The following is a 26501-nucleotide window of genomic DNA, read 5'->3' on the forward strand; positions in this document are numbered from 1 at the left end:
GCCGTCAGTCCTTCTCGGCGCCCTGCTCCACCCAGCGGATGATCCGGTCCTTATCCCGCTGCGACAGGCTGCCACCAAGGGGCATCTGCGGCTCCGTCGTGCCGTCGATGCGCTTGACCAGCTCGCTCTCGCCAGGCTCACCGGGGACCACGATCGGCCCGTTCTTACTGCCCTCCATGAGCGCCTCGTAGGTGGTCAGGTCCAGATCCCAGATGTCGTTGCCGGGTGCGTGACAGGAGACGCAGGCGTCCCGCATGATCCGATCGATCTGCGCATAGGAGACCCGCCCGTCGGGATCGTCTTCTTCTTCCTCTTCCGCCGGGGGACTGGCCGAGCCGTGCACCAGCTCGCCGCCGTAGTAGCCGAGAACCACCACCACCAGGAACGACGCCAGGTAACTGGCCAGCACCGCTGGCGAGCGGTAGGTCAGCTTGGCCGGGAGCAGGGCCGCGATGCCGAGGAGGACCGCTAGGATCAGACCAAACGTGACCTTGATCTTGAAGGTGGTGGTCCACCCCCCACCGTAGTAGTAGAGCCAGTCCATGAAGCCGAGGAGGATGGTCGGGAAGACCATGATGAACCCCAGCGTGACACAGTGGCGGGCCGTCACCGCATACTTCTCGTAGCGCGGCGACAGGGCCAGCAGCGCAAAGACCAGCGCAGCCACCACCAGGCCGATGGTGACGTGGACCGCAATCGGGTGCACCGGATGGGTGTATCCGAGGCCTGCCAGAAAGTTATAGAAGAAATCGACGCTCATGCCTCACCTTTGTTGATCGTGCGCTGCACCGCCAGGTCCCTCGCACCCCCCCTTCCATCGACAGGGCAGCGAAACCGGACCGGCTAGCATCGCGCATTAAATTATCAGTCAGCAATCTTTTTGACCATCATCAATGGCGTTTTTCGTCACCCCAAACGATCCTGTTCGCCCCGGCCTTCCATCGTCCAGACCGTAGGAGGATGAGCACAGCTGTCCGCACGCGTATCATGCCCATCATGGGGCGCTCGTCACCGAGGGCCTCATTCCGGAGTCGCAAGCAAGGGACCGATGTGGCCGATCCAATGACCCCGCGGGAACAGCAGCAACCGCCCCTGCACGCCGCCCACCTGACCGTGGAACCGTACGCGCGCCAGGCGCTGGCGGATGGGCGCTACCGCGAGGCCATCAAGCACTTCCGCACCCTCGCCCAGACCGAGCCCGAGGTGGTCTGGGCCGAAGGGCTGGCCGACGCATACCGCGGTCGGGCACTGGAGCTCACCGCCAAGGGGATGCCGCGCGAGGCGCTGGCCATCTGGGAGAATCGCGAATGGCGTTGCCCGGGTGCCCTGCCGGAGCCCGAGCAGATCAGCCTGCTCCTGGAGCTGGGCGAGATCGATACGGCCCAGTCGGCCTACGCGCGCCTGCGCGAGGCCGGTGCTTGCGAGGCACTGAGCCGGGCCCGCCCTCACCTGGCCGCCTACGCTCTCGTCCACCCCGACTCACTCCGTACCCTAGACCCCGAAGACCCGGTGCGAGCCGATGGCGAAACCGCGCAGGCCGCCCTGGCGGCTTACTGCGCCGGCGAGGATGAGACCGCCGCCGGATACCTGCGGGCGATCCCGTATCGATCGCCTTACCGCGACTGGGTGACCGTCCTCAAGGCCCTGATGAGCGACCCCGGGCAAGAGCGGGCCGTGGAGCGGCTGCTTGCGGGCATGGACGAGAACTCCCCCTTCGCGCCTCTGGCCGACGCGGTGCGCCTGGCCCGACTGGCCGAGCCCGAACTGCTGCCGGCGCTAACCACGGTGAGCGAGCCGGTGCGCCGGTTCGCCACCGCCCTGCGCGGCTGGTCAGCCCAACGCTACCGGCTCTGGCGCGAGCTGTTCAGCCCCGAGGCACCGGAACAGGCCACCGACCCGGTGACGGTCCTGGCCGACTGGCGCGAAGACCTCGGCGAAGACTGGTCTCGGCAACAGCGTCTGCGCTACGCCCTGCACCACCCGGCGGTGCACGCCCCCGAGGACGCCGACGAGTTCGAGCGTGCCCTGCTCCAGGCCTGGCGGACCGAGGCCTTTCACGCCGATGACCCGGGTGCAATCCTCGCCGCCTGGCAGGGGGTGATCGAGGCGCTGCGCGGCGCTGCCGAGCCGACCCCCGGCGATCGGGCCGCGTTGCGGATCGCCGCCATCCAGCGCCACCTGGTCAGCGATCTGCATCTGCTCGACACCCCGCTGGCTGCCGAGGCGGAGAACGCCCTGGCCGAGAGCGTGGCGCTGGATCCCGACCACCTCCCCGGTCACCGCCTGCTCATCCAGCGCCACCGGGAGTGCGGCCGCCCCATCCAGGCCCGGCGGGCGATGGATCAGGCCCTGGCCCGCTGGCCCGAGGATCTTGGTCTGCTACAGGAGGCCCTGGAGATCGCCCTGGATGGCGAGGATTTCGAAGGCGCCGCCGTCTATGCCGGGCGCCTCCTCGAGCGTGACCCGATCAACCGCCGCGCGCGGGCGGTGCTGCACGAGGCGCTCCTAACCCGAGCTCGCTCGGCCTGCACCGAGGACGACCCGGAAGCCGCTCGCGCTGCCCTCGATCAGGCCGACGCCTGGGCGGAGTCGGCCCCGGCCCGAGCCCAGCTGGAGCGTCTGCGGGCCGTGGTCGATGCCAGCCACGGTAACGGCGCCGAGGCACGCCGACTGCGTGATCGCGCCACCGCCGAAGGCGACACACTGGGCAGCGCCCTGGCTTTGGCGGTGGAAGCCGAGCGGGCCGGTCAACCGGCCGAAACGGTACTGACACGAAGCGGCCTGACCCCGCCGAAGCGGATCGAACGCCCCGCGTTGCTCGAACTCGCCCAGCGCATGCACGAGGTCGCCGCAACCACGGACGATGTCCCGGAGCGTGCCTTGGCCCCCTTTGCCCCGACCCTGCGTCGGGCCGTTCGCATCAAGACACTCAGCCTGGACGACTACGCCGCCGTCTGCGAGGCCCTGCGCGCGGTCGGCCAGGACGAACTGCGCGACCGCTTCGCACGCGAGGCGTTGCGCCACCGGCTGGAGGATCCGCTGTTCACCGTACACAGCCTGGAAGCCCGGTATCGGCAGGACGGCGGTGGCCGCCCCACCAGCCGGGAACTCGACCAGCTCCGCCGGGCCTTCCGGCAGGCACGCCGCGACGACGACAAGCGCACCGCACACCGGGCCGGGGAACTGATCAAGCGACTGGTCCCCCACCCGGAGAGCGGTGCCTGAACGACGCAGCCCCCTTGACCCGAACACCGTCTATGGATAAGACCCTGAACCCGATGCCAAGCCCCGAAATCGAACACGCCGATCCCTACCTCTGCCTGGGCGTCGCACGCGACGCGGAGGACGAAACCATCCATGGGGCTTACCTGGCAGCGGTCAGGGGCTGCCCGCCGGAGCGGGACCCCCGGCGCTTCGAGGCACTGCGCCAGGCGTATCAGGCCATCCGCACCGAGCGAATGCGCCTGGCTCACGACCTGTTCGATACCCTGCCAGCCACCGCACTGGATATCCTGGACCGGGCGGCGCCGGCCCACCCCCCAGGGCGCCCGGATGAGGAGAGCTTTCGCGCAGTGCTCGGGCAGAGGGGCGAGGGCTGATGGACAGCAACGAGCGCGAGGCGCTGGTCGCGCGCTTTCGCGACTACCTGGAACGCAGCGATGGGGCGCCGCAGGAGGAGCAGGCACCGCAGACCCCGGACCTCTACACCCTGCTCAACGAGATGGCGGCACTCAAGAACGACGTCCGCCTCGAGTCGCGCCAGTACAAATCGGCCCTCGACCAGCTGAGCGAGGACTGTGAGATGCTGCGCCAGCAGAATGGACAACTGCAGGAACACCTGGAGCGGGAACGCCGCCGAGCGGATCTGGCCCACGACGACGCCGAACAGGCCGTGCTCCAGGAACTGCTCGATCTGCGCGACCGCCTCGCCGCCGGACACCGACAGGTCGCCACCCACCGGCCCGGCTGGCTGGCTCGGCTCGGCGGTACCCGCCGGTATCTGTCCAGCGTGGCTCAGGGCATGGAGATGAACCTGCGCCACCTGGATGAGATCCTGGCGCGCCGCGGTGTGCAGGTCCAGGAGACCGTCCAGAAGCCCTTCGACCCGCAGACCATGCACGCCGTGGATACAACCACCGAGCCCGGAGCGGATCACGGCGTCGTGGTGCGCGAGGTCCGTCAGGGCTTCCTGCGCGGCGGCCGGGTCCTGCGCACCGCCGAGGTCATCGTCAACAAGAAGGACAGCAAGTCGTGAACGACATCATCATCGGCATCGATCTGGGCACCACCAACTCCGAGGTGGCCGTCGTTCGCAACGGCCAAGTGCAGCTCATCGAGGTCGAGGACGCCTACCTGATGCCCTCCGCCGTCGGGCTCGACGAGGAGGGTGGCCTGCTCGTCGGTTACGCGGCCCGCAACCAGCTGGCGCTGCACCCGGAGCGAACCGTGCGCTCGATCAAGCGGCGCATGGGAGAAGACATCAAGGTACCGCTGGGGGATCGCAGCTACACGCCCCAGGAGATCTCCGCGGTGATCCTCGCCCGTCTCAAGCAGGCAGCCGAGGTGCAACTCGGCGAGCCGGTGCGCAAGGCGGTGATCACCGTGCCGGCCTACTTCTCCGACGCCCAGCGCCAGGCCACCCGCGACGCCGGCACACTGGCCGGGCTGGAGGTCGTGCGCATCATCAACGAACCCACGGCCGCCGCGCTCGCCTACGAGAGTGACCAAGCCGAGCGCAGGCACATCCTCGTCTACGACCTCGGCGGCGGCACCTTCGACGTCTCCGTCGTGCGTATGGAGCAGGATGTGGTCGAGGTCCTCGCCAGCCACGGCAACAACCACCTGGGCGGCGACGATTTTGACGCCCTGATCGTCGATCAGCTGCGCGCCCACGTAAAGGACGAACACGGGATCGATCCGGCGGACGACCCACGCGCCATGGCGCGACTCCGCCACACCGCCGAGGCGGCCAAGATGGAGCTCTCCAGCGCCCCGATCGCCCGGATCGAGGAGGCCTACCTGCTGGAAGGCCGCAACGGCCCTGTCAATCTGTCGGTGGACCTGACCCGCGCGGATTACGAGGCGATGATTGAGCCCCTCCTCGACGAGACCCTGGAGGCTGTGCGCATCGCCCTTGAGGACGCCGAGCTGGCCGTCACCGACCTCGACGAGATCGTGCTGGTCGGCGGCACAACCCGCACCCCCCGGATCCAGCAGCGACTCGAGGAGCTGCTCGGGCTCCAGCCACGCAGCGAGATCGACCCCGATCTGTGCGTAGCGATGGGCGCCGCCATCCAGGGGGGCGTGATCGCCGGCGAGAAGGTGGCGAGCATGCTCGTCGACGTCACCCCGTATACCTTCGGCACCAGTGCCATCGCCGAGCTCAACGGGGAGCGCTACCCGTACTGCTTCATCCCGGTCATCCGCAAGAACACCCCTATCCCGGTGACCCGCAGTGAGGCGTTCTTCACCTCCTACGATGGCCAGGAGGCGATCGACGTCCGCGTCTTCCAGGGGGAGGACCCGGATGCATTGAACAACACCCAGATCGGCTCATTCCGCATCGAGGGGCTGAGCGATGTACCCGCCGGCAACGTGATCATCACCACCTTCTCCCTGGACGTGAACGGCATCCTGCACGTCTCGTCGGTGGAGAAGCTCACCGGCAAGCGCAAGGAGATCACCATCGACAGCGCCACGGCGCGCTTCGAACGGGAGGAGATGGGCGCAGCCCGTGAGCGGGTCCAGGATCTGATCGATAGCGACGCCGCCACCCAGCAGACCATGACCGATTCGGCCGGTTACCGGAGCACGGAGTTAATCGAGCGGGCCGAACGACTCCTCGATCACGCCACCCCCGAGGATCGCGAGGACCTCGTCGACGCCATCGAGCAGCTGCGCGACGCGTTGCAGCAGGAGGATCAGGCCGCCCTCGAACAGGCCCGCGAGGCCCTGTCCGATCTGGTGTTCTACCTGGAGTCCTGATGGATCGCTGCCCCAACTGTCGCGCCCGGGCCGACGATCAGGCGCAGCACTGCCGGCGCTGCGGCATGGAGCTGGCACTGCTGCGGTGCACCGATCAGGCCGCCGATCGGAGGCTCCAGGAAGGGGTCCGGCAGATGGCCGCCGGCGACCGGGGCGCAGCCGAGGAGGCGCTGCAACAGGTCCTGACCCTGCGCGCCGACCCCCTGGCCCGACACCTCATCGGTTTCCTGAGGGCACCCGCCGGATCGTCCGACTGACCCACCGTGCACCGCCCTGCCCCGGCCCGACGCTGATTCACTCCCGGTCGTCGAGCTGCTCGAGCATGTCGTCCACCGCCGCCTCGAGCTGCCGATCGCGGCCCGCCACTTCATCCTCCGGGCGCTGGCGCACCCGGATATCCGGCTCGGCACCGTGGTGCTCCATGTCGGTGCCGTCCGGCAGATACCAGCCGCGGAAGGGACGGCGCACGGTGGCACCGTCGATCAGGGCGTGCCGACCGGTGGAGATCACGCCACCGTAGGTCTGTTCGCCCACCAGGGTGCCCCGTTCGAGGGTATTGAAGGCGTGCGCCAGGATCTCGGCGTTGGAGTAGCTCTTCTCGTTGGCCACCATGTTGATGGGCAGCGTATAGCGCGGGGCATCCAGGCGGTCCTGCGGGTAGTGACCAGTGCGCGAGGGGTCGGCGCCCGCGGGGATGGTGTAGGCGTGCTCGGCCGCCATGATCGAGGTGAGGATCCGATCGGTGGTATGCCCGCCGCCGTTGTTGCGGACGTCGATGATCAGCCCCTCCTTGCCCTCCGCCGCCGCGTAGAGACTGCCCTGGAAGGCCTCCAGGGAGGCCTGGTTCATCGCCTGGATATGGATGTACCCGAGCCGGCCATCGGAGCGCTCGTCCACCAGCCGGCGCCGCTCCTCCCGGAACGCGTCGTAGCGCAGCTCGGCCATACCCCGATAATCGACGGGCGTTACCAGGGTGTGCAAAAGCTGCCTGCCGTCCCCCTCCGGTTCGGGCCGACGGAAGGCGATGAGCAGCTCATCACCGACCCGGCCCCGCAGGCGCTGGAGCAGGGTCTCATCGCGGTCGATTCCGCGGCCGTCGATGGCCACGATGGTATCGCCGCTCTGCAGGGGCATAGGCCCGTGGGCCGCCGGCCCGTTGGGAACCACCGACTCGACCCGGTATCCCGGGCGCCCGTCTGCCAGTTCGACGCGCTCATGTCGAATCCCCAGCCGCCCGGAGGGCTCGCGCAGGGCCGACCCGGGGCCGGGATTGCTCACCCCGGTGTGTGAGGCGGCCAGTTCGCCCATGAGGCGATTGGCGATGTCGCTGAATTCGCTGGCCGTCCGCGCCCGGCGGATCAAGGCCTCGTAATCGGATACCAGCGCCTCCCAGTCCAGGCCCTTGAGGTCCGGCCGATAGAACCCCTCTTCGATGATGCGCGCCGCCTCGCGGAACTTCTGCACGCCCTGGGCCTTTCGGTCGATGCGGATCCGGTCGCTGATGTCAGGGCGCCGATGCTCGCCACCGCCGAGCCGCACCACCCCGGCCCGCCCTCCGGCGACGTAGACCACCCGATCGCCGCGCAGGGTCAGATGCTGGATATCGGCCACCGGGCCCAGGCGGCGCCGCTCGCTGCCGTCCCAGTTCATCACCATCAGCCCCTCGCCGGCGCTATTGAAGACGTAGCGGTCGCCGGCCGGGGTCATCCGGCTCGCGTACTCGTTGCCGGCCGCGCTGCTGACTCGCTCCACGCGCCGCCAAGCACCCTCGAGCTCCAGCTCCGGCGGCTCTTCCTGGGTCACCGTCTCCGTCCGAGTCACATCCGTGGCACCCGGGGTGAGCACCGGCAGCGGCTCACGCCGCTCCGCCGCTTCGCGCCCCTGGCGATAGTAGCGGTCAAGCTCCAGGCGGCTGTAACGCGCCAGCTCCGGATCCAGGTAGACCCGGTAGAGATCGTAGCTATCCCCGCTGCGGTTGGAGATGAAGGTCAGCACCCGACCGTCGGCTGACCAGTGCGGATTGAGATCGTTGCGTGGGTGACGGGTGATGTTGACCGGCTCCGCCGACCCGTCCGCAGGGACGATGAAGACGTTGGCGCTGAAATCCAGGTCGTTCTGCGTATAGGCGATGTGGCGGCCGTCGGGCGACCAGCGCCAGTCGATTGTGGCGTCCCACCCCTCGACCAGGGTGCGCTCGCCGCCCCCGTCGAGGTCTTGGACCACCAGATCGCCGCGCCCGCGGCGGAATGCGATCCGGGTACCGTCCGGGGACGGCCTGGCATCGCGCTCGTGCTCCTCGCTCTGCACCAGAGGACGCAGAGTGAACTGCAGGGCGTCGTGCCAGCGATCCGGATCCGCGGCCGGTGCCACCGGATCGGCTTCCTCCGGCACGGGCTCCGGGTCCGGGGCCGGCTGCGGATCGGGCTCCGGCGGCGTATCCGGTTCCGTCAGGGCGGGCTCGAGACCCGGGTCGCCGGGGTCGGGATCCGACGGCGGCTCGATGGGGTCGGTGGGGGCGAAGGGGTCGTCCGGGTCGGCGGCTGCGCCATCCCCGCCGCTTGACTCCTGCCCCTCTGACGCGTCCGCCCCGGTCTCGGGTCGCGCCGGGCGCGGTGCACCCCCCGTTTCCCCGGAGGCCACCCAGCCGCGGCGTACCTCCTCGCGGGTCAGGGCCACCCCGGCGGTGTAGATCGATTCAGTGCCGTCGGCATCCCGGGTGAAGTACAACCGCAGACCATCCGGCGACCAGCGCAGGTCCCGATGACGGGCGTGGGTATCCGGGGTCACGGGGCGAGTCGGACTGTGCTCATCCATATGTCGCACGTAGACCCGGCCGTAGGCGATGTACGCCATCACTTCGCCGTCGGGGCTCAGCGCGGCCTCACTGACCTGGCGGTCCACCGAGCGCAGCTCGTAGCGGTCGTGCCCCGGGTCGCCGGCCCGCAACGCCACCGGCTCCGGCTCGGCATCGAGCCTATCCAGATCGAGAAGGTAGAGCCGATCCCAGACCTGCAACACCGCCCGACCCGCTTCGGGCGCCACATCGAACGCCTGTACATCCCGCTCATCGAAGTGGGTCAGGCGCTCCACGCCACCGGACGCCCCCTCCACCCTCGCGCGGAAGAGGTTCACGGTGTTGTCCTCACGGTCCGAGAGGAAGATCAGGGTCCGCTCATCCAACCACTGTGCCTGGCCGTCGTCCCCGGCACGACGCTGGGTCAACGGGGAGAACGCCTCCTCGTCGCGGTCGTAGAGCCACACATCGCGGGCATCGGGCCCGTGGTAGTGGCGGCGACTCCAACCGTGATAGGCCCCGCCACGGGTGAAGGCTACGTATCGCCCATCGGGGGAGGTGCTGGGCTCGGAGCCAAAGGCGTCATGCAGGCGCTGCGGCTCGCCGCCCCCCGGCGCGACGCCGTAGGGGCGCTGGTCCCGGTAGACATCCGCCTCAAGCTGCGCCGAGAAGGTCACCAGCGGCTCGCCATCGCGGCCCACTCCGAAACCGGGGTGGCGCAGGAAACGATCGCCGTAAGTGACCTGCCTGAGTCCCGTCCCGTCCGGCCGCATGCGCCAGAGGTTGAGGTAACCGTCCCGCAAGGAGGAGAACACCAGCGTATCCCCGTCGCCGGACCAGGCGGAGTGGAGATCGTCCAGACGATGGCCGGTCAGCCGGGTCGCTGTGCCACCCTCGGCGGGGACCCGCCAGAGGTCGCCCCCCCAGCTGAAGACCAGCTTCTCTCCATCCGGGCTGATGGACGGGAAACGGGGCAGCTCGACGGCCGTTTCACCCTCGTCAGCCGCCGCCACCGTCAAGGGGCCGACCAACCCGAGAAGGCCTGCGAGCAACACGAGCAGGAACGGGATGACGCTACGCATGCCCCGACGCTACCACCCGCGGCCTCGCCTCACCAGAGCGGCCGCCGGGATCACGGATCGACGCCGCCCGCGCCGGGACGCTCGGCAGGGGGCTACTCCTTGTGATACCCCGTGGCCATGGCCCTCAGGTATTCGTACCACGGGTTTCCGGTGGTCGCGGCCATGTAGATGTGGCCGATCAGGAAGACGATCATGGCGAAGGCCGCTGCCAGGTGAACGCCAGCCACGGCACCCAGCGAGAGGAGCGCCCCGAGCAGGGTGTCGTTCCAGAAGTTGTAGAACAGCAGCAGCAGGCCCGAGACCCACAGTGCCGGGGCGATCGCGGCCTTGAAGCCGAAGTAGGCCATCCGCTGCAGCGGGTTGTGCTTGGCCGAAGGCGTCTTGGCAAAGGGTTTGGCCTCGCCGGAGAACATGCCGTAGGCGTAATAGCCGACGGTACGCCCCAGTCCACTGCCCGTCGGCACATACTGCCGCCACTCGCCGGTGGTCAGGTGCCAGAAGATGGCAAACGCCCAGAGCCCGATCAGCCCCCAGGCCAGCACGATGTGCGTGGAGAACGCCGCACCGAAGCCGAGCAGCGCGTAGCTGCCGTGCATCTCCAGGCCAGTGAGCAGCAGCCCAAAGATCAGCACCGCCTGAGCCCAGTGCCAGAAGATTTCGAAGCGGGTGAAGATGCGTACCTGCGTCACGAGCTCGAGCCCTCCTCGCCATGGCGATTGCCGAGGCGCTCTCGACGGTAGAGGTAGTAGCGCACGCCGCCGTGGCCCAGCACCGCGAACAGGGTCAGCCAGACCGCCGTCCAGCCCACAGCCTCGATCCGCGGATGGCGATCCTGCCCCGGCACGTAGACCCCATCCAGCCCGGCCATGCGGCCATCCCGGCTGTGGCAGTCGACGCAGGCGACGCTCTCCTCGGCCGGCGCCACCATGTGATTAACCGGCCAGTACATCCGAGTCTCGACGAAGCCGTACTCACCGCTGTATACCATCTCGGTCTGTCCCACGGCACGCGCCTCTTCCATGCCGGCCTCGATGGCGCGGTCCCAGTCGTAGTTCTGCCAGTAGGCGTTTTCATCGCCTTCCTTGCCGAAGAGCTGGGGCACCAGCAGCGTATGATGCTCAGCATCGTACAGCTGCTGGCCGTACATGATCTTGAACGGCCAGATCTTGGCGCCCTCCTCGCCCGGCTGCCCCTGGGGCCGATTGACGGGAACCTCGTCGTCCGGATCGATGGTGTCGTCGGGCAGTGTGTAGACCATGTTGCCGTCGAACCAGCGATAATCCGGCGGGTAGTCCTCGTCCCACTCGAACACCCCCTTCATGCCGTCGTAGACCACCCGCCCCTCGTCGTCCTTCTCGACAATGGGCTGACCGTCATCGTCGAGTCGGCCGGCCTCGGACCAGTCCCACAGGGTCTTGGTCGGATAGCCGCCCCGGGCGATCTCCGGCACGTGGCAGGTCTGGCAAGCGATGAACTCGCCATGGGCGTTGAGCTTGTCGTGGATGCGCCCTTCATGGGGCTCACTGCCGTGGCAGGCGACACAGGCCGGCTTGTCCTGCGGACGCGCCGGCACCGGGGCATCGTCGGTGTCCGGCATCGTCAGGTGGTAACGGCTGCCGCTCTGGATGTGGCCGGTGAATTCGTGGCAGTTCGAGCAGCTGAAGTCAGCGCCGTCCGGGGTCATGTGCACGTCGACGGAGCGCGGCGGGTCGAGTAACGAGCTGTCGAGATCGCCGTGCTTGACGGCGTTGCCCCCACCCCCCTCGAAATGGCAACTGCCGCAGGTGGCACGGCTGGTATCGCCGACGTTCCGTGCCACATGGGCCAGGTCCGGCGCCTCGAACAGGGTGCCGCGGAACTCGGTGTCTTCGTAGGGCGGATGGCCGGCGGCGGTGGGGAACTTGACGTAATCGCCGGTGGTGTCGTGACAGACCAGGCAGTCGACCTTCTCCTCGGCGGTGAAGTCGAAGTCGCGATCTTCCCAACCATACCCGACGTGGCAGGAGGAGCAGCGCTCATAGCTGCCGGCGATCCCCATGCACAGGTTGTTGAGCACGTAACGCTTACCGAGGGTCTGCTCGGTCTCGGGCTGCTCGTAGGTCCAGGTCCAGTGGATGCTGCTGTGGACCTGTTTGGCAGCTTCGGTGTGGCATTGCAGGCACGCCTCAGTGACCTCGGGGCCGGTCTCGAAAGGCCCCTCAAGGATCGAGAACTGCGAATGGTCCGCCGTGGAACCGGGCTCCGCCGCCGCCTCTTCGCCAGGAATGGGCGGTTCGACATCCTCGGCACCCGCCGCGGAACTCACCCCTACCGCAAGGACCAGCAGGCCTGCCAACCAGCGCCGAGCTATCACTGTGATCACCTATCCTTCCGCTTAAGGATAGACCATACCCCAACAGCCCCTCCGGTGCGAAGCCCTTCCAAGACTCCGCCGGTCTAACAGCCTCGCTCGGTGAGCGCCTCCAGCACTGTAGGCAAATCGCCGGGCAGCGGCGGCGCCGCACCTAGCTCCCGGCTCGGATGGCCGGGGCCGTGGAAATCCGATCCGATCGAGGCCAACAAGCGGTAGCGCCGGCACCAGCCACCGAGTTGCTGCACCTGCCGCGGCTCGGGTGAGGTCCCGCAGGAGACCTCCATACCCTCTCCACCGGCGGCGGCAAAGGCATCGAGCACCCGGCGGATCCAGGCACCCGTCAGGTCGTAGCCGAGTGGATGGGCCAGCACCGCGATCCCGCCGGCCCCGCGGATCCACTCGATCCCCTCCTCCATCGCCACCCAGTCACCGTGGACATAACCCACCCGTCCCCGGCGCAGATACCTCCGGAACGCCTCCTCGTAACCACGCACCTTGCCGTTGTCGACCATCCACCGCGCGTAGTGCGCCCGCGTGATATCCGCCGCCCCCGCCGCGGCCCGCGCGCCTTCCCGCGCACCACTGAGCCCGGCACGCTCCAGACGCTCGCCGATGGCCTCGCCACGCAGCTGCCGGGCCCGCTGCATCTGCGCCAGACCAGCCTTTAGTCCCGGCTCGTCGGGATCAACGCCGAGGCCGACCACATGAAAGGTCCGCCCCTGCCAGAGCACCGACAGCTCCAGGCCGGCAACCAACCGGAGCCCCAGGGGTGCGGCCGCCGCCCGCGCCTCCTCGATCCCCGCAACGGTGTCGTGGTCGGTTAGGGCCAGGGTCTCCACCCCCCGCTCCGCGGCGCGATGGACGACGGCCGCGGGGGCCAGGTGACCGTCCGAGGCCGAAGAGTGGCAGTGCAGGTCTTGGCAAGCGCTCATCGAATCACGCCCTCCTGGTAGCGCCATAGACGGGCGTAGGCGCCGTCGCGCTCGAGCAGTTCACGGTGGGTCCCCGCCTCGATGATCTGGCCGCCATCGATCAACAGGATCTGATCGGCATCCTGAATGGTCGACAGGCGGTGGGCAATGGCCAGCGTCGTGCGCTGCGCCGCCACCTCCTGCAACGTCGCCAGAATGGCCCGCTCCGCCGCCGAATCCAACGACGAGGTCGCCTCATCGAGGATCAGCAGCGGCGGATCCTTGAGCAGCACCCGGGCGATGGCGATGCGCTGCTTCTCGCCTCCGGAAACCTTCAGACCCCGCTCACCGACCAGCGTATCCAGCCCGTTGGGCAGCTCGCGGATGAAGCCGTCGAGGTGCGCCCGGCGCACCACCTCACGGATCTCCGCCTCACTGGCATCGGGTCGGCCGTAGGCGATGTTGTAGCGGATGGTGTCGTTGAACAGCACGGTATCCTGCGGCACCACGCCAATGGCCGCACGCAGGCTGTGCTGGGTCACATCGCGCAGATCCTGACCGTTGACGGTGATCCGCCCGGCATCGACGTCGTAGAACCGGAACAGCAGCCGCGCGATGGTCGATTTGCCCGCCCCGCTCGGCCCCACCAGGGCCACCTTCTGGCCCGGCTCGACGGTGAAGCTCACCCCCCGCAGGATGGGCCGATCCGGCTGATAACCGAAGCGGACCCCTTCGAAGCGGATCCGCCCGCCATCCGGCGCCAGGTGCGCCGCATCCTCCCGATCCGGCACCCCCGGGTGCTGATCCATGAGGCCGAACATGCGTTCAATGTTGATCAGCGATTCACGCATCTCCCGGTAGACGAACCCCAGGTTATTGAGGGGGATGAACAGCTGGAGGAGGTAGGCGTTGATCATGGTCAGATCACCCAGGCTCATCCGCCCCTCCAGCACCTGGAACGTCGCCATGCCCATCATCACGGTGATCGCCGCAGCGACGATGAACGCCTGACCGGAGTTGAGTGCCGCCAGGGAGAGACGGTGCTTGATCCGCGCCTGCTCCCAGGCGGCCAGGTCGCGATCGTAGCGCTCCGCCTCGTAACGCTCCGCGTTGAAGTACTTCACCGTCTCGTAATTGAGCAGGCTGTCGACGGCCCGGGTGTTCGACTGGTTGTCCATCTCGTTGGCCTCGCGCACGAAGCGCGTACGCCACTCGGTGACGGCCAGAGAGAAGGCGATGTAGAAGATCACGGCCAGCACCACCGTCACCACGAACCCCCAATCGAAGGCGACGGCCAGGATCAGCGCCACCAGCAGCACTTCGAGCAGCGTGGGGACAATGTTGAAGACCAGCGTACGCATCAGGAACGACATCCCACTGGTGCCGCGCTCGATATCCCGCGCCAGAGCGCCGGTGCGCCGGGCCAGGTGGAACCCCAGGTCGAGTCGGTGGAGATGCTCGAAGACGCGCAGCGCCGCGCGCCGCATGGTCCGCTCGGCCACCCGGGCGAAGACCGCATCACGCAACTCCTGGAACAACGTTGAGGAGAAGCGCAGCAGCCCGTAGCCGACCACCAGCGCCAGCGGCACAAACAGCGCGGCCTCGGTGCCGCGCACCTCGTCGAGGTGATCGACGAGGAACTTGAGCGCCACCGGGACGAGCACGTTGGCGAGCTTGGCCAGCACCAGCAGGCCAAGCGCCAGGAGAGCTCGGTTGCGGAATTCGTTCAGGTAAGGCAGGAGACTGGCGATGATCCGCCAGTTGGGACGCTCACCGGTATAGTCGTTCTTCCTGAACTTGCGCAAGATAGACCCCGGCTCGAATGGCCTGCCTATCCTACTGGGTCCGCCTCCCGTCACGCCAGCCGCCCACGCCGGCGATCGTATCGGGCGGGGCGGCGATGCTGTTAGACTGGGCGGTTACCAGTTAGCGGCAAGCGCTTGAGAGGCGCGGCAGCATGCAGTACCTGCACACCATGGTCCGGGTCAGCGACTTGGAGACCTCTCTCGATTTCTACTGCAACCAGCTCGGGCTGGTCGAGATCAGTCGCCGCGAGAGCGAGCGCGGGCGGTTCACCCTGGTCTTTCTCGCGGCCCCGGACGACGCCGAGCGGGCCAAGAGCGAAAAGGCCCCGATGCTGGAGCTGACCTGGAACTGGGACCCGGAGACCTACACAGGCGGCCGCAACTTCGGCCACCTGGCCTATCGGGTCGAGGACATCTACGCCACCTGCCAACGTCTGATGGACGCTGGCATCACCATCAATCGCCCGCCCCGGGACGGCCACATGGCCTTCATCCGCTCCCCGGACGGGATCTCCATCGAGCTGCTGCAGGCCGGTGACCCCCTGCCCGAGCAGGACCCCTGGGCCTCGATGCAAAACACGGGAACCTGGTAAACCGAATGGTCGAAAACCTCCGCAACATCGCCATCATCGCCCACGTCGATCACGGCAAGACGACCCTGGTCGATCAGCTGCTCCAGCAGTCCGGCACCCTCGACGCCCGCGGCGGAGACGCCGAGCGGGTGATGGACAGCGACGACCTCGAGCGCGAGCGGGGCATCACCATCCTCTCCAAGAACACCGCCATTGACTGGCAGGGGTATCGGATCAACATCGTCGATACCCCCGGCCACGCGGACTTCGGCGGCGAGGTGGAACGGGTGCTCTCCATGGCCGACTCCGTCCTTCTGCTCGTCGATGCCCAGGACGGTCCGATGCCGCAGACCCGCTTCGTCACTGAGAAGGCGTTCGCCCTCGGCCTACAGCCGATCGTCGTGGTCAACAAGATCGACCGCCCCGGCGCACGGCCCAACTGGGTGATCGATCAGACCTTCGACCTGTTCGCCGATCTGGGCGCCACCGAGGAGCAGCTGGATTTTCCGGTGATCTACGCCTCGGCCCTGGGCGGCTACGCCGGCGAGGAGCCGAACATCGACAGCGGCGATATGACCCCGCTGTTCCAGACCATCGTCGATCAGGTGCGCCCGCCGCAGGTGGACAGCGACGGCCCCTTCCAGATGCAGATCACCACCCTGGACTACTCCAAGTATCTGGGCCAGATCGGCATCGGCCGGATCAAGCGGGGCCAGGTCACGCCGGGTACCTCGGTCACCGTGGTCGACCGGGAAGGCAACGAGCGCAGCGGGCGCGTCCAGACCCTGCTCGGCTTTCTGGGCTTGGAGCGGGTCGAGATCGAGTCCGCCGATGCGGGCAACCTGGTGGCCATCACCGGCATCGATCCGCTGGATATCTCCGATACCCTGTGCGACCCACAGCAGGTCGAGGCCCTGCCGGCGCTGACCGTGGACGAGCCGACGGTGAGCATGGGCTTCGAGGTCAACAAATCACCGTTCGCCGGCCGCGAGGGGCGCTACGTGACCAGCCGCCAGATCCGCGAGCGTCTCGACCGGGAGCTCAAGTCCAACGTCGCGCTGCGCGTCGAGGCCACCGACGATCCGGACCGCTTCCACGTCTCCGGCCGTGGGCTCCTGCACCTGTCCGTGGTACTCGAAAACATGCGCCGCGAAGGCTACGAGATTGCCGTCTCGCGCCCGGCCGTGATCACCCGCACGGGCGAGGACGGGCGCACCGAGGAGCCGTACGAACACCTGGTCGCCGACATCGAGAGCGATCACCAGGGCGCGGTCATCGATGCCCTCAACGAACGCGGCGGCCGCCTCCAGGACATGCAGGTCGACAGCAATGGCCGCGTCCGCCTGGAGTACACCATCCCGGCGCGGGGGCTGATCGGTTTCCAGACGGATTTCATGAGCCTCACCTCCGGGACCGGCATCCTCACCCACGTCTTCGACCACTACGGCCCCCGCAGCGACAAGGAGGTTGGCCAGCGCCGCGAGGGCGCGATGATCTCCGGCAACGACGGCAAGGCGGTGGCCTACGCCCTGTTCAACCTGCAGGAGCGGGGGCGGCTGATGGTCTCGCCCAACGACCCCGTCTACGAGGGCATGCTCATCGGCCTGAACAGCCGTGACGCGGACATGACGGTCAACCCGCTGAAGGCCAAGGAGCTCACCAACGTCCGGGCGGCCGGCAGCGACGAGAACGTGATCCTCACCCCGCCCATGCAGCTGACGCTGGAGTACGCCCTGGAGCTGATCAACGACGACGAGCTGGTCGAGATCACACCGCAGTCGATCCGCCTGCGTAAGCGGCTGCTGACCGAGAGCGAGCGTAAGCGCCACAAGCGGGCGAGCTAACGGTCACCGGACCGGTGGTGGACCTCGGCGTCGAGGCGCAGCGCGCCCTCGGCGTCGAGGATCACCTGCCGCCCCCAGATCCGGACGCCGCCCTGGGCGTCCACGGTGATGCCGGCGGAGCCGGCGGTGTTGCGCAGCGTCACCACCCCTCCACGGCTGCGGAGGACGATATCCTCGCCCGCCGCCAGGCGGAGATCGCCGCGCTCCACCTGCCAGCAGCCATCGCCCTGCCGAGTCCGCAAGCGGGTTCCGTCGGCCGCCAGGACCTGCAGCACCTTGCCGGCGTGTAGGCGCAACTCGCGCCCAGCCCGGGCGGTGAGCGAGTCGTGGCCGCCGAGCCGTGCCTGCCCGGCCACCTGGAACGAACTCGTCTGCTCGCTGCGCCCCTCGACCCCGCCTTGCGCAGCAACCCGCCGGTCTCCGGCGACCCGTTCGCGGCGCTCTCCGCCGGCCCGCTCACGGATCCCCCCCGCGCCGGCACGCAGACCCAGCGGCCCCGCTCCGGCATCCAGCTCCGCACCATCCCCGTGGTCCCCGTTGCCACGCGTCACGGCGACCCGGGGCGAACCACCCCCCGCATCGAGAACCACCGCCGATAGGTGCCCCTCACCGCAACGTCCGGCCCCGGGCAGGAGCAGCCGACGCCCTCCCGGCGTGGTATAGGCCCCCGCTTGGCCCCGGCTCTCCGCCCCGGGGTGATCCTGACCGGCCACCGGCAGGCTGCCCAGGATCACCGCCGCATCGGGATCGCCGTCGAGACAGCCCACCAGCACCCGCTCCCCGTCGACCAGCGGCACGTGCCAGGCGCCACGGCGCGCGCCGTGCGGCAGCGGCATCAGCCGCACCACGGACTCGGGCAGATACAGACCGCTGCGTTGCGCCTCCGCCCCCCGGCTCCCGTCGGCGCAGACCCGCGCTGGGATCGGTAGGTTGCGCGGGCATCGCGCCGGTTCCAGCGGCCGGTACGGCAGCGCCGCGTCACCGACGATCTCCGGTACCGCCTCCAGCTCGGCCCGGTACTCCCCGCCACCGCCCGGCGCATCGGCCGTGCACGTCAGCCGGTGCCGGACCCGGGTAATCAGGCACCAGCGCCCCCAGTCGGCGACTTCGCGCCCGCCGTCCTCGGCGGCCACGACCACCGGGACCCGGAATCCGGCCCCCAGGCCGGCGCGCCGTGTCGCCACGTCCAGCCAGGCCTGACGAACGGCCTGCGCCTGTCGTCGCACCCGCATCCAGTGCGCCTTAACGTCGCCGTCCAGCCCGACGGGTGCGGGCCGTGGTGGGTGGGCGGGCTGCATGCGGTAACGCCATCCCGGCTCCGCCGTGCCCCTCGCCGGATCCGTCCCCGGCAGCCGCAGTTCCGTCTCGGCACAAGGGAACCCGGATGCGCTGTCGGTCAGCAGTGGCTGCTCACGCGCCCCATCCAGCCAGCCGAGGGTGACCCCGGCCTGGGCCCACAACCGCTGCAACAGCGCCAAATCGCTCTCACCGGCCTGCAGCACCCCGCACCGCCAGGCCGGCGCCTCATGCACCCGCCAACGCGGATCGGCCCACTCGTAGCCAACGGCGGACAACCAGCACCGGGTGAGATCCTCCAAATGGACCCGGGGGAAGAACCGATGATCGGCCCGGTTTGCCAGCTGCACCAAGCCAGGCTCGATAACCGCCTCGAACCGGTCCGCGCTGCTCCGCGTACCCGGACCGGTCTGCCAGGCGGTCACACGCCCGGCCAGCGAGCGCGCGCCCCCGAGACCATCCCCCCAGCGCAACCGTGCCGGCTGACCGAGGAGTTCCAGGCCGCCCTCGAGGCCTCCATCCCCCCGCCCGGTCACCCGGAACCGGAAGGGCCGCGAGAGCGCCTCCTCCCCCTCGAGCCGTCGCAGGAGCAAGCGCATCCCCGCGACCTCCAGCTCGGCCCAAGGCCGCGGCTGCGGCGGCCCGCCCATCACCGCCCCTCCTCGATGCGGTCGGCAGCGATCACCAATTGCTCGGCGCTGAGCTCAATGTGCCGCCCCTCGACATAGACCGCACCACTGTCCTCGATGCGCAGCCCGAAGCCGTCGCCGAGCTGCAGACAGCCGCCCCCGGTGCTGACCAGGGCGACGTCGCCGGCCGCCTCCAGGCGCAGCGCGCCCGATTCAACCTGCCAGTCGCCCGCACCCTGTCGGGCGATCAACCGCAATCCTGATCCCGCATCCAGCGACACCTGACGCCCCGCCTTCAGGGCCACTTCCCCGTCTGGCGCCTCGTGCAGCAGATCCCCCGCGCCGGTCTCCAGATGCAGGGTGTCGCCGGCAAACCAGTGCAACGCGCCGTCCTCCGTCTCCAGGTGGTAGCTCCCTTCGACCTCCACCCGATAGGCCCCGGCCACATCGAGCCGCTGATCGCCACCGCTGCGCACGCGCTGTTCTCCGCCGCTGGCCAGCTCGAGATAACCGTTGGGGGCCTCCAGCGTTGCCCCGGGGGCCTCCTCGTGCCCCTCCAGACTCAGTCGCGCGGCCTCGCCCACGGCCAGCTCCGCCCCCTCGGCCCCGGGCCGGTCGTCCAGCAGCAGGCGCTGCCCGGCCGCGGTCCGCAGCAGGTGCTGGTGGGGATTGCGGTCCGTCACGGGACCGGGCTGATCCTGACTGCTCAGGGCCCCCAGGATCACTGGCTGTTCCAGGTCGCCGTGCAACCCCGCCACCGCCACGCGCGTCCCGGGCAGCAGGGGCAAGTGCAGGCCGTGCTGCGCACCGGCGCTCGGCTGGACGGCCCAGACCGGCGGCCCCGGTGGGGCTGCCTCGACCCCATCGGCCGCCTCGGCCTCGTCGAACAGGCGAATCCGGTACGCCCCGGCCTCGTCGACCTCGGCGCGCTCCGGATCCCCGCCAGCGACCCATGCCACGGCGACCCCCGGGATCGCGGGTGCAGGCACCGGGGCCGGCCGGTAACCGGGGTCGAGCGGCAGGAGCTCCACCCGCCCCCGGTAGTCCACCCGATCCGCACCACCACCGCCGTGAATCGCCGCGGCCTGGTCCCCCTCGTGCTCGGCGCGGTAGACCCAGTAAGCGCCATTGAGCGAAGCCTCCGGATGCCCGGAGATGACCACCCGCATCCCGGGCAGCAACGGCGTCGCCACGACCGCCTCGATACGGCAGCGCTGGGCCGCGGAGGCCTCGTGCACGGCCTCGGCCCACTCTGCATGGGCCGACTCACCACCCGCCGTGACCCCGTGGAGCCCCAACTCCATCGGACTGTCCTCCGCGGCGTCGGTGCCTGCCGTGGCGGGACGCCCGCGGTCGGGCAACGCCGGATCGAAACCGCCGACCCGCACCTGCCCCGGCTGCAGCGTCCAGCGGCGGGAGACCTCGGAGACGGTCGCCCGGGTGGTCGGGGTCGGCCCACCGCCCGGGCGCCAGGTCAGCGCCGCCGCGTCGAGTTCGGCCTGCGCCAGATGATCGACGATGCGGACCTCTGGCCGCCCACCGGCATCCCGCACCACCGGGAAACACCCCTCCCGGGCCAACACCCGGCGCAGGAAGGCCAGGTCATCCGCAGCGCCCTGGACGACCAGTGGCCGCTCCGGCAGGGACCGCTCCACCCCCACGGTGACCGACACCCCGTCGGGCAGCGCGCCCTGGAGGACTTCGCGGGCCATGTGCAAGGCCGAACAACGCCGATAGACCCGCCGCCGGTATGATCCGGCCAGGGGATGGAGCAGCGAGCACACGGTCAGGGTCGCCGCCCGCGAGGACATCTCCCCCCCGCAGAGGGCCACCTCGCTGATCACCCCGTGCAGTGTTCGCGGCGCCACCCCCCAACCCAGGGTCAACGCGACCAGCTGCCCGGGCCACTCCCGGACCCGATCCCCGACCGGGCCACACACCCGGACCTGCAGACGGTCACCGTCATCCAGTGCCTGATGACCGACAATCTGCTCGACCCGCAGCACGTCCGGGTCCAATCCCGGTAGACGCACCCGAAACAGCGCGTGCGCGCCACCGCCTTCCTTGGCACTCCCCTTCATTGCGTCTCTCCTGTCGCTGTCGTCCCGGTGGGCGCCGTGGACCGCCCCGGCAGGGGCAACGACACGGCTCGGGCCGACCGCCGGCCGAGCCACGTGGCCCCACCCAGCCGGGCGCCTGCCCCCAGACGCCAGGCAGGCAGCCGCCCCGGGGCGGCCATGATCTGCACCTCAACACGCGGCACGGGCCCGAGGTAACGGCTCAGCCATAGCCCGAGGCGCCTGAACCGTTCCTCTTCGATGAGCCCGGTGGCGGTGGCGGGCGCCAACGGGCCAATACGAATCCCCAGCAGGCCGCCGGCGACACGGACCATGCCGCCCAGTCCCCAACCTTCCCCGAGACGGGGTCCGTGACCCTGGCCCAGCGGAAACGGCCCCAACGGGTGGACCACCGGCTGGCGATCCACCACCTCCACCTGCCGCTGCCCCGTGACCCGCTGAACCAGCCGGCAAAGGCCGCTTCGATTCGGGCGCCGGGCAAGGAACAGATCGAGCCCGCTCAGACCGCCCCCCGACCCGACCCCGAAAGCCGCCAGGGCCTGCGCCCAGGGAGCCGATGACGCCGGCCCGTGCATCGCCCGCCATCCCGCTAGCAGCGCCGCATAGACCGAAGCATTGAGCATGCGCAACAAGCCCTGCACCCGCTCCCCGGTGGGGTCCTCCCGCGCTGCCGCCTCCAGCCAGTAGCTCGGCAACGGGGCCTCCGGCCCCAGCAGGGCCAGGACGTTGGCCTCGATCGCCACCCGACGCTCGCTGATCTGCCGACAGCGGCGGATCTCGGCGGCCGGGAAGGTCCAGTCCGCAGCCGGCTCGATGTGGTACCCCGGCCCCGGCTCGTCCGCAGCCAGCGCCGTCAGGCCGGCGTGCTCGAGCGCCCAGACGGCCTCGCACAGCCGCAGACGGGGGCCCCGGGCTACGACGTGGGCAACGGCCGTATCGGGGGCAGTTACCGTCGTGGCCATTGGGCCACCTCCCCGTGCGGCTCCAGATGTAAGACCAGCTCCAGATAACGATCCAGCGGCGTCCAGGCGGCCAGCACCCGATAGACACATTCAGCGAGGAGGTAGGCCTCGCCCGGATCCCGCCAAGGTCGGGCGTCGAGCTCCAGGGTGGCGTGCAGCCCCGTCTCCACCACCCCCTCCCGGACCCGTACCGCCGAGGTGCACACCAGTGACCTCAGCGCGGCGTGACAGGCCTCCGCCGCCGCGCTGCCCGGCGCGTCGGCGAGGCCGGCAATCAGCTCCTGCACCCCCTCCCGGGTCGCCCACCGCTCCAGATCCCCCCGGACCAGGCGGGACAGGGCCTGGCCCCGCCCCCTCTCCAGGGGGGCCGGCTGGAAGCGCGTCGGCCGCCGCAGGTTGGTCACCGTCACCCCGTCCGGCACCTCGGCCCCGGGCTGCGTCACGTTTCCCCGGCCCAAGCACCGGCGCGGCAGTTCGCCGTGGGAGTAACGCAGGCGCGCGCCGAGCGTGCCCGGGCCCGCTGGTGTGTCCAGGCACACGGCAACGCCGTGGCCCGCGTCCGGATCGCGCCGCTGCACGCGGTATATACCAGCCTCCCCGGCTTCCAGCTGCGGTTGCCAGGGCGGGTGATAAGCCCGTACCCGACCGCTGTCCGCAGCACGCACGCGGACCCCGAGGACCTGATGGACCACACGGCGCCCCGGACCGTCTCCATCGCTGCGCACCGGGAAGGGACCCGGCCCGGCCTCGATCCATTGCGGTTCGGCATCGGTGGACCCGAGGTTCACCGCCGGCAGGCAGTTGCTGAGCAACAGTCGCCGATCCGCCGCGGCCGCGCCCGGCGCCGGCCAGTCCAGCTCGCAACAGACCTCCAGGCGGTCGGCCCCGGCAGGCAGCGAAACCCGCTCCAGTCCGCCGAGCTGAACCCAGGCAAGCAGCGGCCGGGCCAGAAAGAAACACCGCAGGTGGCTCAGCGCTGGCGCAATCGGCTCTCCGGGGCCGTCCTGCACCGTTTCCGCCAGCCACGGGGCCAGCAGCTCCCCCCCACCGATCACCCGCCCGGGATCCGCCTCGTCGCAGCGCACCCGCACCCGCCGGACCCCGTGCAGGAGCGCGGCACGCAGGCGCTCCCAGAGACCCGCCTCGGCATCGATCAGCAGCGGCAACACCCCGGGCAGGCTCGGTGCCGCGGCATCCGCCGGCGGGAACCGCAGCACCATGCGCACCTCACTGCCGCCCTCCGGGCCCGGCAGCCACTCGGCCCGGTCCACCTCGATCGGCTCGACCGTGCCAGCAGCCAGGGTGGCAAACGGGATCGCCACCCCATCTGCGCACTCCGGCGGCGACCAGACCGTGGCGCCACGGGGTAACGCCACCGGCTCAGGTCGGGACGGGGCGAGCGAGAAGGCCAGCACTGTGGCACTTGGCCAGGGCTCGGCCAGCTCCGGGGCGGCCAGATGGAGCAACTGCTGATGGAGGTCTTCGATCCCGGCGGCGAGCTCGGCGTGAACCCCGGCGGTCAGGAAGGCCAGCCCCTCGAGGAGCCGTTCCACGTACGGGTCCCGATCGTGGGGATCGTCCAGGCCCAACATCCGGGCCTCGCCCGGATAGGCGCGGGCGAAGGCCGACCCGGCCTCGGTCAACCGCCGCATCTCCTGCTCAAACGCCCGACGCAGATCCATCCCCACCTCCGCTGAGCAGGTGTACGCCGGCGTTTCCGTCCACCGCCAGCTCCAGCGTCAGGTGTTTGCCCCGGTGCAGCTGCGCGCGCAACGCCAGCCAGAGCACGTAGCCCGTCTCCACCGAAGCGGGCTGCGCGTGCACGGCCAGGCTGACGACCCGGGGCTCGTAACGGGGGATCAACTCCTGAGCGGCCGTCGCCAAGCACGCAGCGGCGCCGTCCAGATCGTGGTAGTAGGACGAGAGGTCCGGCAGTCCGTAGCCGGCCAGGTGGGCCGGGCGTCCGCGGCGCGCTGCCAGCAACCGGAGGATGTGCCGAACCACGCTCGCCCGACTCTCGCTCCCAGGCATCGTCCCGGTGTGCGGCGGCGGGCGACCAGTGCCCCCTTCCAGGCGATCGAAAAGCCCTACCGTCACGTTGCACCTCCACGGGCGGGCCAGGGCAGCGACCCCCGGCCCGCCTTTCGGCCGGTCACCGGCCCTCGGTCCAGGAGTCGGAGAACTCGATGTTCCCGTCCACGTAAGCCCAAGTGATCCGGCCATAGCGGATGGCCACCTGCTCCATGTGCGGGAAGCGCTCCTTATCGGCCTCCTTGACGTTGTGCATCACCGGGCGCACCGAGGTGATCTTCACGTCGTTGAGGGTGTGCCGAAAGTACTCCTGCTCGTTGCCCGACTCGTCGATCTGGTACCAGCTCAGCACCAGCTCCTCGAGCGTCTGCCCCTTGCTGCACGCCTTGTAGAGGTAGGGTGAGGCCGAATCGAAGGCCTTGGTGAAGACGAACGGTTCGTGCTTGCGCGTACCGGTCAGGGCACCGGTGTCGCTGTCCGTGGGGATGCGTAGCTCGTGCTCGAAGCCGAGCACCTCGATGCTGCCCTCGCGGTCGGTGATGGTCACCGACCCCTCGATCTCGTTGCCCTGATCGTCCTTGAGCCACATGTAGGCAGGAATCGCCATGGCTTCGCCTCCTCTTCCTTGAGTGTGGGCGGTTTCAGGTCGGCAACTGCGACACCAGCGAGAGCTTCAGGTCGATACCCTCGATCTGGAAGTGCGGCATCACCGACATGTTGACCCGGTAGAAGCCCGGGTTTTCGGGGACCTCCTCGACCTCCACCACCCCCTCGCGTAGCGGGCGGGTAGCGACCAGATCGGGATCCGGATTCTGCATCTTGGTCACCAGCCCCTGCAGCCAATCGTTGAGCTCGTTTTCCAGGTCCTGCCGGCTCTTGGCCGAGCCGATATTCTCCCGCTGCAGCACCTTGAGATAGTGAGCCAGACGGGAGACCAGGAAGATGTACGGCAACCGGGCGTTGATCCGGGCATTCGCCGTCGCCGCGGGACTGTTGTAGCGGGCCGGACGCTGCGCCGAGTTGGCCGAGAAGAAGCAGGCGTAATCGCTGTTCTTGTAGAAGCTCAGCGGGATGAATCCGGCCTCGGCCAGCTCGATTTCGCGGTTCTCGGAGATGAGCACCTCGGTGGGGGTCTTGGTCTGCGCCCCACGGCCGAGGTCGAAGACGTGGATCGGCAGCTGCTCGAGCTTGCCGCCGGACTCCGGCCCGCGAATATTGACCGTCCACCCGTAGGCCTTGAAGGAACGGGCCATGTTGGCGGCAAAGGCGAAGGCTGCATTCCCCCAAAGGTAGCGATCGTGATCGACCCCGGTGACGTTCTCGCGGTAGTCGAACGCACGGGTGGGGTTGTCGGCCCCGTAGGGCAGGCGCAGCAGGAACCGCGGCAGGGTGAGGCCGACGTACCGAGCGTCTTCGGTGTCGCGGAACCCGCGCCAGCGGGCGTACTCGGCCTTATCTAGATAGCTGGCGATATCCGGGATCCGGACCACCTCATCCAGGGAGGCCTTGCCGAAGAAGTCCCGGCCGACGGCACCGAGGAAGGGACAGTGGGCCGCCGCCGCAATCCGGGATACCTCGGTCAGCAGGTTGATGTCCGCCGCCGAGCAGTCGAACTCATAGTTGGAGACCATGGCGGCTAAGGGCTCCCCGCCCGGGGTGTCGTACTCCTGCACATAGACGTGCTGGTACAGGCCGGACTGGGTGATGTCAGTGACATCCTCGAGCTCGCCGGCCAGCTCTTCCTTGGAGACATCGAGCAGCTCCAGCTTGATGTTCGCCTTGGGATCGCTGCGTTCGACGAGGAAACGCAGGCTGCGCCAGGCCGACTCCACCCGCTGGAACTCCGGATGGTGCAGGACGGCGTCGAGCTGCTCGCTCACCGCCGCGTCGATGCGGGCGATATACTCGTCGAGCAACGCCTTGTCGATGCGCTCGACCAGCTCGCCGTCCTGACTGGCGAGATCCAGGAACACCTGCAGGGCAGCGGTCAATCGACTCTCCGAGGGGATGTCCGCCATGACCGCCGAGTCCTGGAAGGTGGCGATCTCCAGGGCGCCGGAGACCGGCTCGACCTCGGCCAGCTGGCACAGGTGCGCATAGCTTGCCGCCGGGGCCGTGGCTTCTGCGGCCCTATCTGCGCTCGTCTGCTCACTCATGGC

At 69.2% G+C, this 26501-nt stretch carries 20 protein-coding genes; 7 read left to right on the plus strand and 13 right to left on the minus strand.

Going from position 1 to position 26501, the window contains the following annotated elements:
* Window positions 1-4: 4 nt before the first annotated feature.
* Window positions 5-760 carry a c-type cytochrome domain-containing protein gene (locus HHAL_RS12390; protein ID WP_011812958.1) on the minus strand — a complete coding sequence of 252 codons (756 nt, stop codon included), beginning with the start codon at window positions 758-760 and terminating at the stop codon, window positions 5-7.
* 290 nt (window positions 761-1050) lie between these two features.
* Here HHAL_RS12390 and HHAL_RS00745 point away from each other — a divergent pair, with 290 nt between their 5' ends.
* Genes HHAL_RS00745 through HHAL_RS00765 form a run of 5 tightly spaced genes read left to right on the plus strand, consistent with a single transcriptional unit; the run spans window position 1051 to window position 6242 of the window.
* Window positions 1051-3225, plus strand: coding sequence for a hypothetical protein (locus HHAL_RS00745; RefSeq protein ID WP_144446057.1), 2175 nt, complete (start codon window positions 1051-1053; stop codon window positions 3223-3225).
* A 32-nt stretch (window positions 3226-3257) separates the two neighbouring features.
* Complete coding sequence (locus tag HHAL_RS00750) at window positions 3258-3599, plus strand: heat shock protein DnaJ domain-containing protein (protein WP_011812960.1); 342 nt, start codon at window positions 3258-3260, stop codon at window positions 3597-3599.
* Window positions 3599-4255, plus strand: coding sequence for a nucleotide exchange factor GrpE (locus HHAL_RS00755; protein WP_011812961.1), 657 nt, complete (start codon window positions 3599-3601; stop codon window positions 4253-4255). The genes HHAL_RS00750 and HHAL_RS00755 overlap by 1 nt, the downstream gene beginning before the upstream one ends.
* The gene (locus HHAL_RS00760; RefSeq protein WP_011812962.1) at window positions 4252-5985 is read left to right on the plus strand and encodes an Hsp70 family protein; all 1734 of its coding nucleotides are present in this window, start codon (window positions 4252-4254) and stop codon (window positions 5983-5985) included. Before HHAL_RS00755 ends, HHAL_RS00760 begins: the two co-directional genes overlap by 4 nt.
* Window positions 5985-6242, plus strand: a complete 258-nt coding sequence (locus HHAL_RS00765; RefSeq protein ID WP_011812963.1) for a zinc ribbon domain-containing protein — start codon at window positions 5985-5987, stop codon at window positions 6240-6242. Before HHAL_RS00760 ends, HHAL_RS00765 begins: the two co-directional genes overlap by 1 nt.
* A gap of 37 nt (window positions 6243-6279) precedes the next feature.
* On the opposite strand, the gene HHAL_RS00770 is transcribed toward HHAL_RS00765, so the two are convergent.
* From HHAL_RS00770 to HHAL_RS00790, 5 genes are all read right to left on the minus strand, one after another.
* Entirely contained in the window at window positions 6280-9861 is a 3582-nt protein-coding gene (locus HHAL_RS00770) for a S41 family peptidase (protein ID WP_011812964.1), read from the minus strand.
* A gap of 92 nt (window positions 9862-9953) precedes the next feature.
* Entirely contained in the window at window positions 9954-10550 is a 597-nt protein-coding gene (locus tag HHAL_RS00775) for a cytochrome b/b6 domain-containing protein (protein WP_011812965.1), read from the minus strand.
* Window positions 10547-12223 carry a tetrathionate reductase family octaheme c-type cytochrome gene (locus HHAL_RS00780; protein WP_244857310.1) on the minus strand — a complete coding sequence of 559 codons (1677 nt, stop codon included), beginning with the start codon at window positions 12221-12223 and terminating at the stop codon, window positions 10547-10549. The genes HHAL_RS00775 and HHAL_RS00780 overlap by 4 nt, the downstream gene beginning before the upstream one ends.
* 74 nt (window positions 12224-12297) lie before the next feature.
* Entirely contained in the window at window positions 12298-13146 is an 849-nt protein-coding gene (locus tag HHAL_RS00785) for a PHP domain-containing protein (protein ID WP_011812967.1), read from the minus strand.
* Window positions 13143-14930: an ABCB family ABC transporter ATP-binding protein/permease gene (locus tag HHAL_RS00790; RefSeq protein ID WP_011812968.1), complete on the minus strand. Its 1788-nt coding sequence runs from the start codon at window positions 14928-14930 to the stop codon at window positions 13143-13145. The genes HHAL_RS00785 and HHAL_RS00790 overlap by 4 nt, the downstream gene beginning before the upstream one ends.
* 152 nt (window positions 14931-15082) lie before the next feature.
* Between HHAL_RS00790 and HHAL_RS00795 the strand changes: the two genes are divergently transcribed.
* Both HHAL_RS00795 and typA read left to right on the plus strand, forming a co-directional pair.
* Window positions 15083-15523 (plus strand): VOC family protein, encoded by a 441-nt coding sequence (locus tag HHAL_RS00795; RefSeq protein ID WP_011812969.1) that lies wholly within the window; start codon window positions 15083-15085, stop codon window positions 15521-15523.
* Window positions 15524-15528: 5 nt separating this feature from the next.
* Window positions 15529-17346 (plus strand): translational GTPase TypA, encoded by a 1818-nt coding sequence (typA, locus tag HHAL_RS00800; RefSeq protein ID WP_011812970.1) that lies wholly within the window; start codon window positions 15529-15531, stop codon window positions 17344-17346.
* On the opposite strand, the gene HHAL_RS00805 is transcribed toward typA, so the two are convergent.
* The 7 genes from HHAL_RS00805 to tssC are packed head-to-tail and all read right to left on the minus strand — an operon-like array spanning window position 17343 to window position 26498.
* A complete protein-coding gene (locus tag HHAL_RS00805; RefSeq protein ID WP_011812971.1) occupies window positions 17343-19292 on the minus strand; it encodes a contractile injection system protein, VgrG/Pvc8 family in 1950 nt (649 codons plus the stop codon). The two genes, typA and HHAL_RS00805, sit on opposite strands and share 4 nt — an antisense overlap.
* The gene (locus tag HHAL_RS00810; RefSeq protein ID WP_011812972.1) at window positions 19292-21352 is read right to left on the minus strand and encodes a type VI secretion system Vgr family protein; all 2061 of its coding nucleotides are present in this window, start codon (window positions 21350-21352) and stop codon (window positions 19292-19294) included. The genes HHAL_RS00805 and HHAL_RS00810 overlap by 1 nt, the downstream gene beginning before the upstream one ends.
* Window positions 21349-22311 (minus strand): type VI secretion system baseplate subunit TssG, encoded by a 963-nt coding sequence (locus HHAL_RS00815; RefSeq protein ID WP_011812973.1) that lies wholly within the window; start codon window positions 22309-22311, stop codon window positions 21349-21351. The genes HHAL_RS00810 and HHAL_RS00815 overlap by 4 nt, the downstream gene beginning before the upstream one ends.
* A complete protein-coding gene (locus HHAL_RS00820) occupies window positions 22296-23993 on the minus strand; it encodes a type VI secretion system baseplate subunit TssF (RefSeq protein ID WP_011812974.1) in 1698 nt (565 codons plus the stop codon). Before HHAL_RS00820 ends, HHAL_RS00815 begins: the two co-directional genes overlap by 16 nt.
* Window positions 23971-24408 carry a type VI secretion system baseplate subunit TssE gene (tssE, locus tag HHAL_RS12395; protein WP_011812975.1) on the minus strand — a complete coding sequence of 146 codons (438 nt, stop codon included), beginning with the start codon at window positions 24406-24408 and terminating at the stop codon, window positions 23971-23973. Before tssE ends, HHAL_RS00820 begins: the two co-directional genes overlap by 23 nt.
* Before the next feature lie 55 nt (window positions 24409-24463).
* On the minus strand, window positions 24464-24949 hold the full coding sequence (locus HHAL_RS00830) for an Hcp family type VI secretion system effector (RefSeq protein ID WP_011812976.1): 486 nt from the start codon (window positions 24947-24949) through the stop codon (window positions 24464-24466).
* A 34-nt stretch (window positions 24950-24983) separates the two neighbouring features.
* Window positions 24984-26498 carry a type VI secretion system contractile sheath large subunit gene (gene tssC / locus HHAL_RS00835; RefSeq protein WP_011812977.1) on the minus strand — a complete coding sequence of 505 codons (1515 nt, stop codon included), beginning with the start codon at window positions 26496-26498 and terminating at the stop codon, window positions 24984-24986.
* Window positions 26499-26501: the final 3 nt, after the last annotated feature.

It is taken from the genome of Halorhodospira halophila SL1 (genome assembly GCF_000015585.1).
Lineage (GTDB): Bacteria > Pseudomonadota > Gammaproteobacteria > Nitrococcales > Halorhodospiraceae > Halorhodospira > Halorhodospira halophila.

Excerpts from the sequence above, each read along its gene's own strand:
- HHAL_RS12390 (WP_011812958.1), bottom strand. The coding sequence starts at position 760 with ATGAGCGTCGATTTCTTCTATAACTTTCTGGCAGGCCTCGGATACACC.
- HHAL_RS00750 (WP_011812960.1), top strand. The coding sequence starts at position 3,258 with ATGGATAAGACCCTGAACCCGATGCCAAGCCCCGAAATCGAACACGCC.
- HHAL_RS00755 (WP_011812961.1), top strand. The coding sequence starts at position 3,599 with ATGGACAGCAACGAGCGCGAGGCGCTGGTCGCGCGCTTTCGCGACTAC.
- HHAL_RS00765 (WP_011812963.1), top strand. The coding sequence starts at position 5,985 with ATGGATCGCTGCCCCAACTGTCGCGCCCGGGCCGACGATCAGGCGCAG.
- HHAL_RS00770 (WP_011812964.1), bottom strand. The coding sequence starts at position 9,861 with ATGCGTAGCGTCATCCCGTTCCTGCTCGTGTTGCTCGCAGGCCTTCTC.
- HHAL_RS00785 (WP_011812967.1), bottom strand. The coding sequence starts at position 13,146 with ATGAGCGCTTGCCAAGACCTGCACTGCCACTCTTCGGCCTCGGACGGT.
- HHAL_RS00795 (WP_011812969.1), top strand. The coding sequence starts at position 15,083 with ATGCAGTACCTGCACACCATGGTCCGGGTCAGCGACTTGGAGACCTCT.
- typA (WP_011812970.1), top strand. The coding sequence starts at position 15,529 with ATGGTCGAAAACCTCCGCAACATCGCCATCATCGCCCACGTCGATCAC.
- HHAL_RS00805 (WP_011812971.1), bottom strand. The coding sequence starts at position 19,292 with ATGGGCGGGCCGCCGCAGCCGCGGCCTTGGGCCGAGCTGGAGGTCGCG.
- HHAL_RS00810 (WP_011812972.1), bottom strand. The coding sequence starts at position 21,352 with ATGAAGGGGAGTGCCAAGGAAGGCGGTGGCGCGCACGCGCTGTTTCGG.
- HHAL_RS00815 (WP_011812973.1), bottom strand. The coding sequence starts at position 22,311 with ATGGCCACGACGGTAACTGCCCCCGATACGGCCGTTGCCCACGTCGTA.
- HHAL_RS00820 (WP_011812974.1), bottom strand. The coding sequence starts at position 23,993 with ATGGATCTGCGTCGGGCGTTTGAGCAGGAGATGCGGCGGTTGACCGAG.
- HHAL_RS00830 (WP_011812976.1), bottom strand. The coding sequence starts at position 24,949 with ATGGCGATTCCTGCCTACATGTGGCTCAAGGACGATCAGGGCAACGAG.
- tssC (WP_011812977.1), bottom strand. The coding sequence starts at position 26,498 with ATGAGTGAGCAGACGAGCGCAGATAGGGCCGCAGAAGCCACGGCCCCG.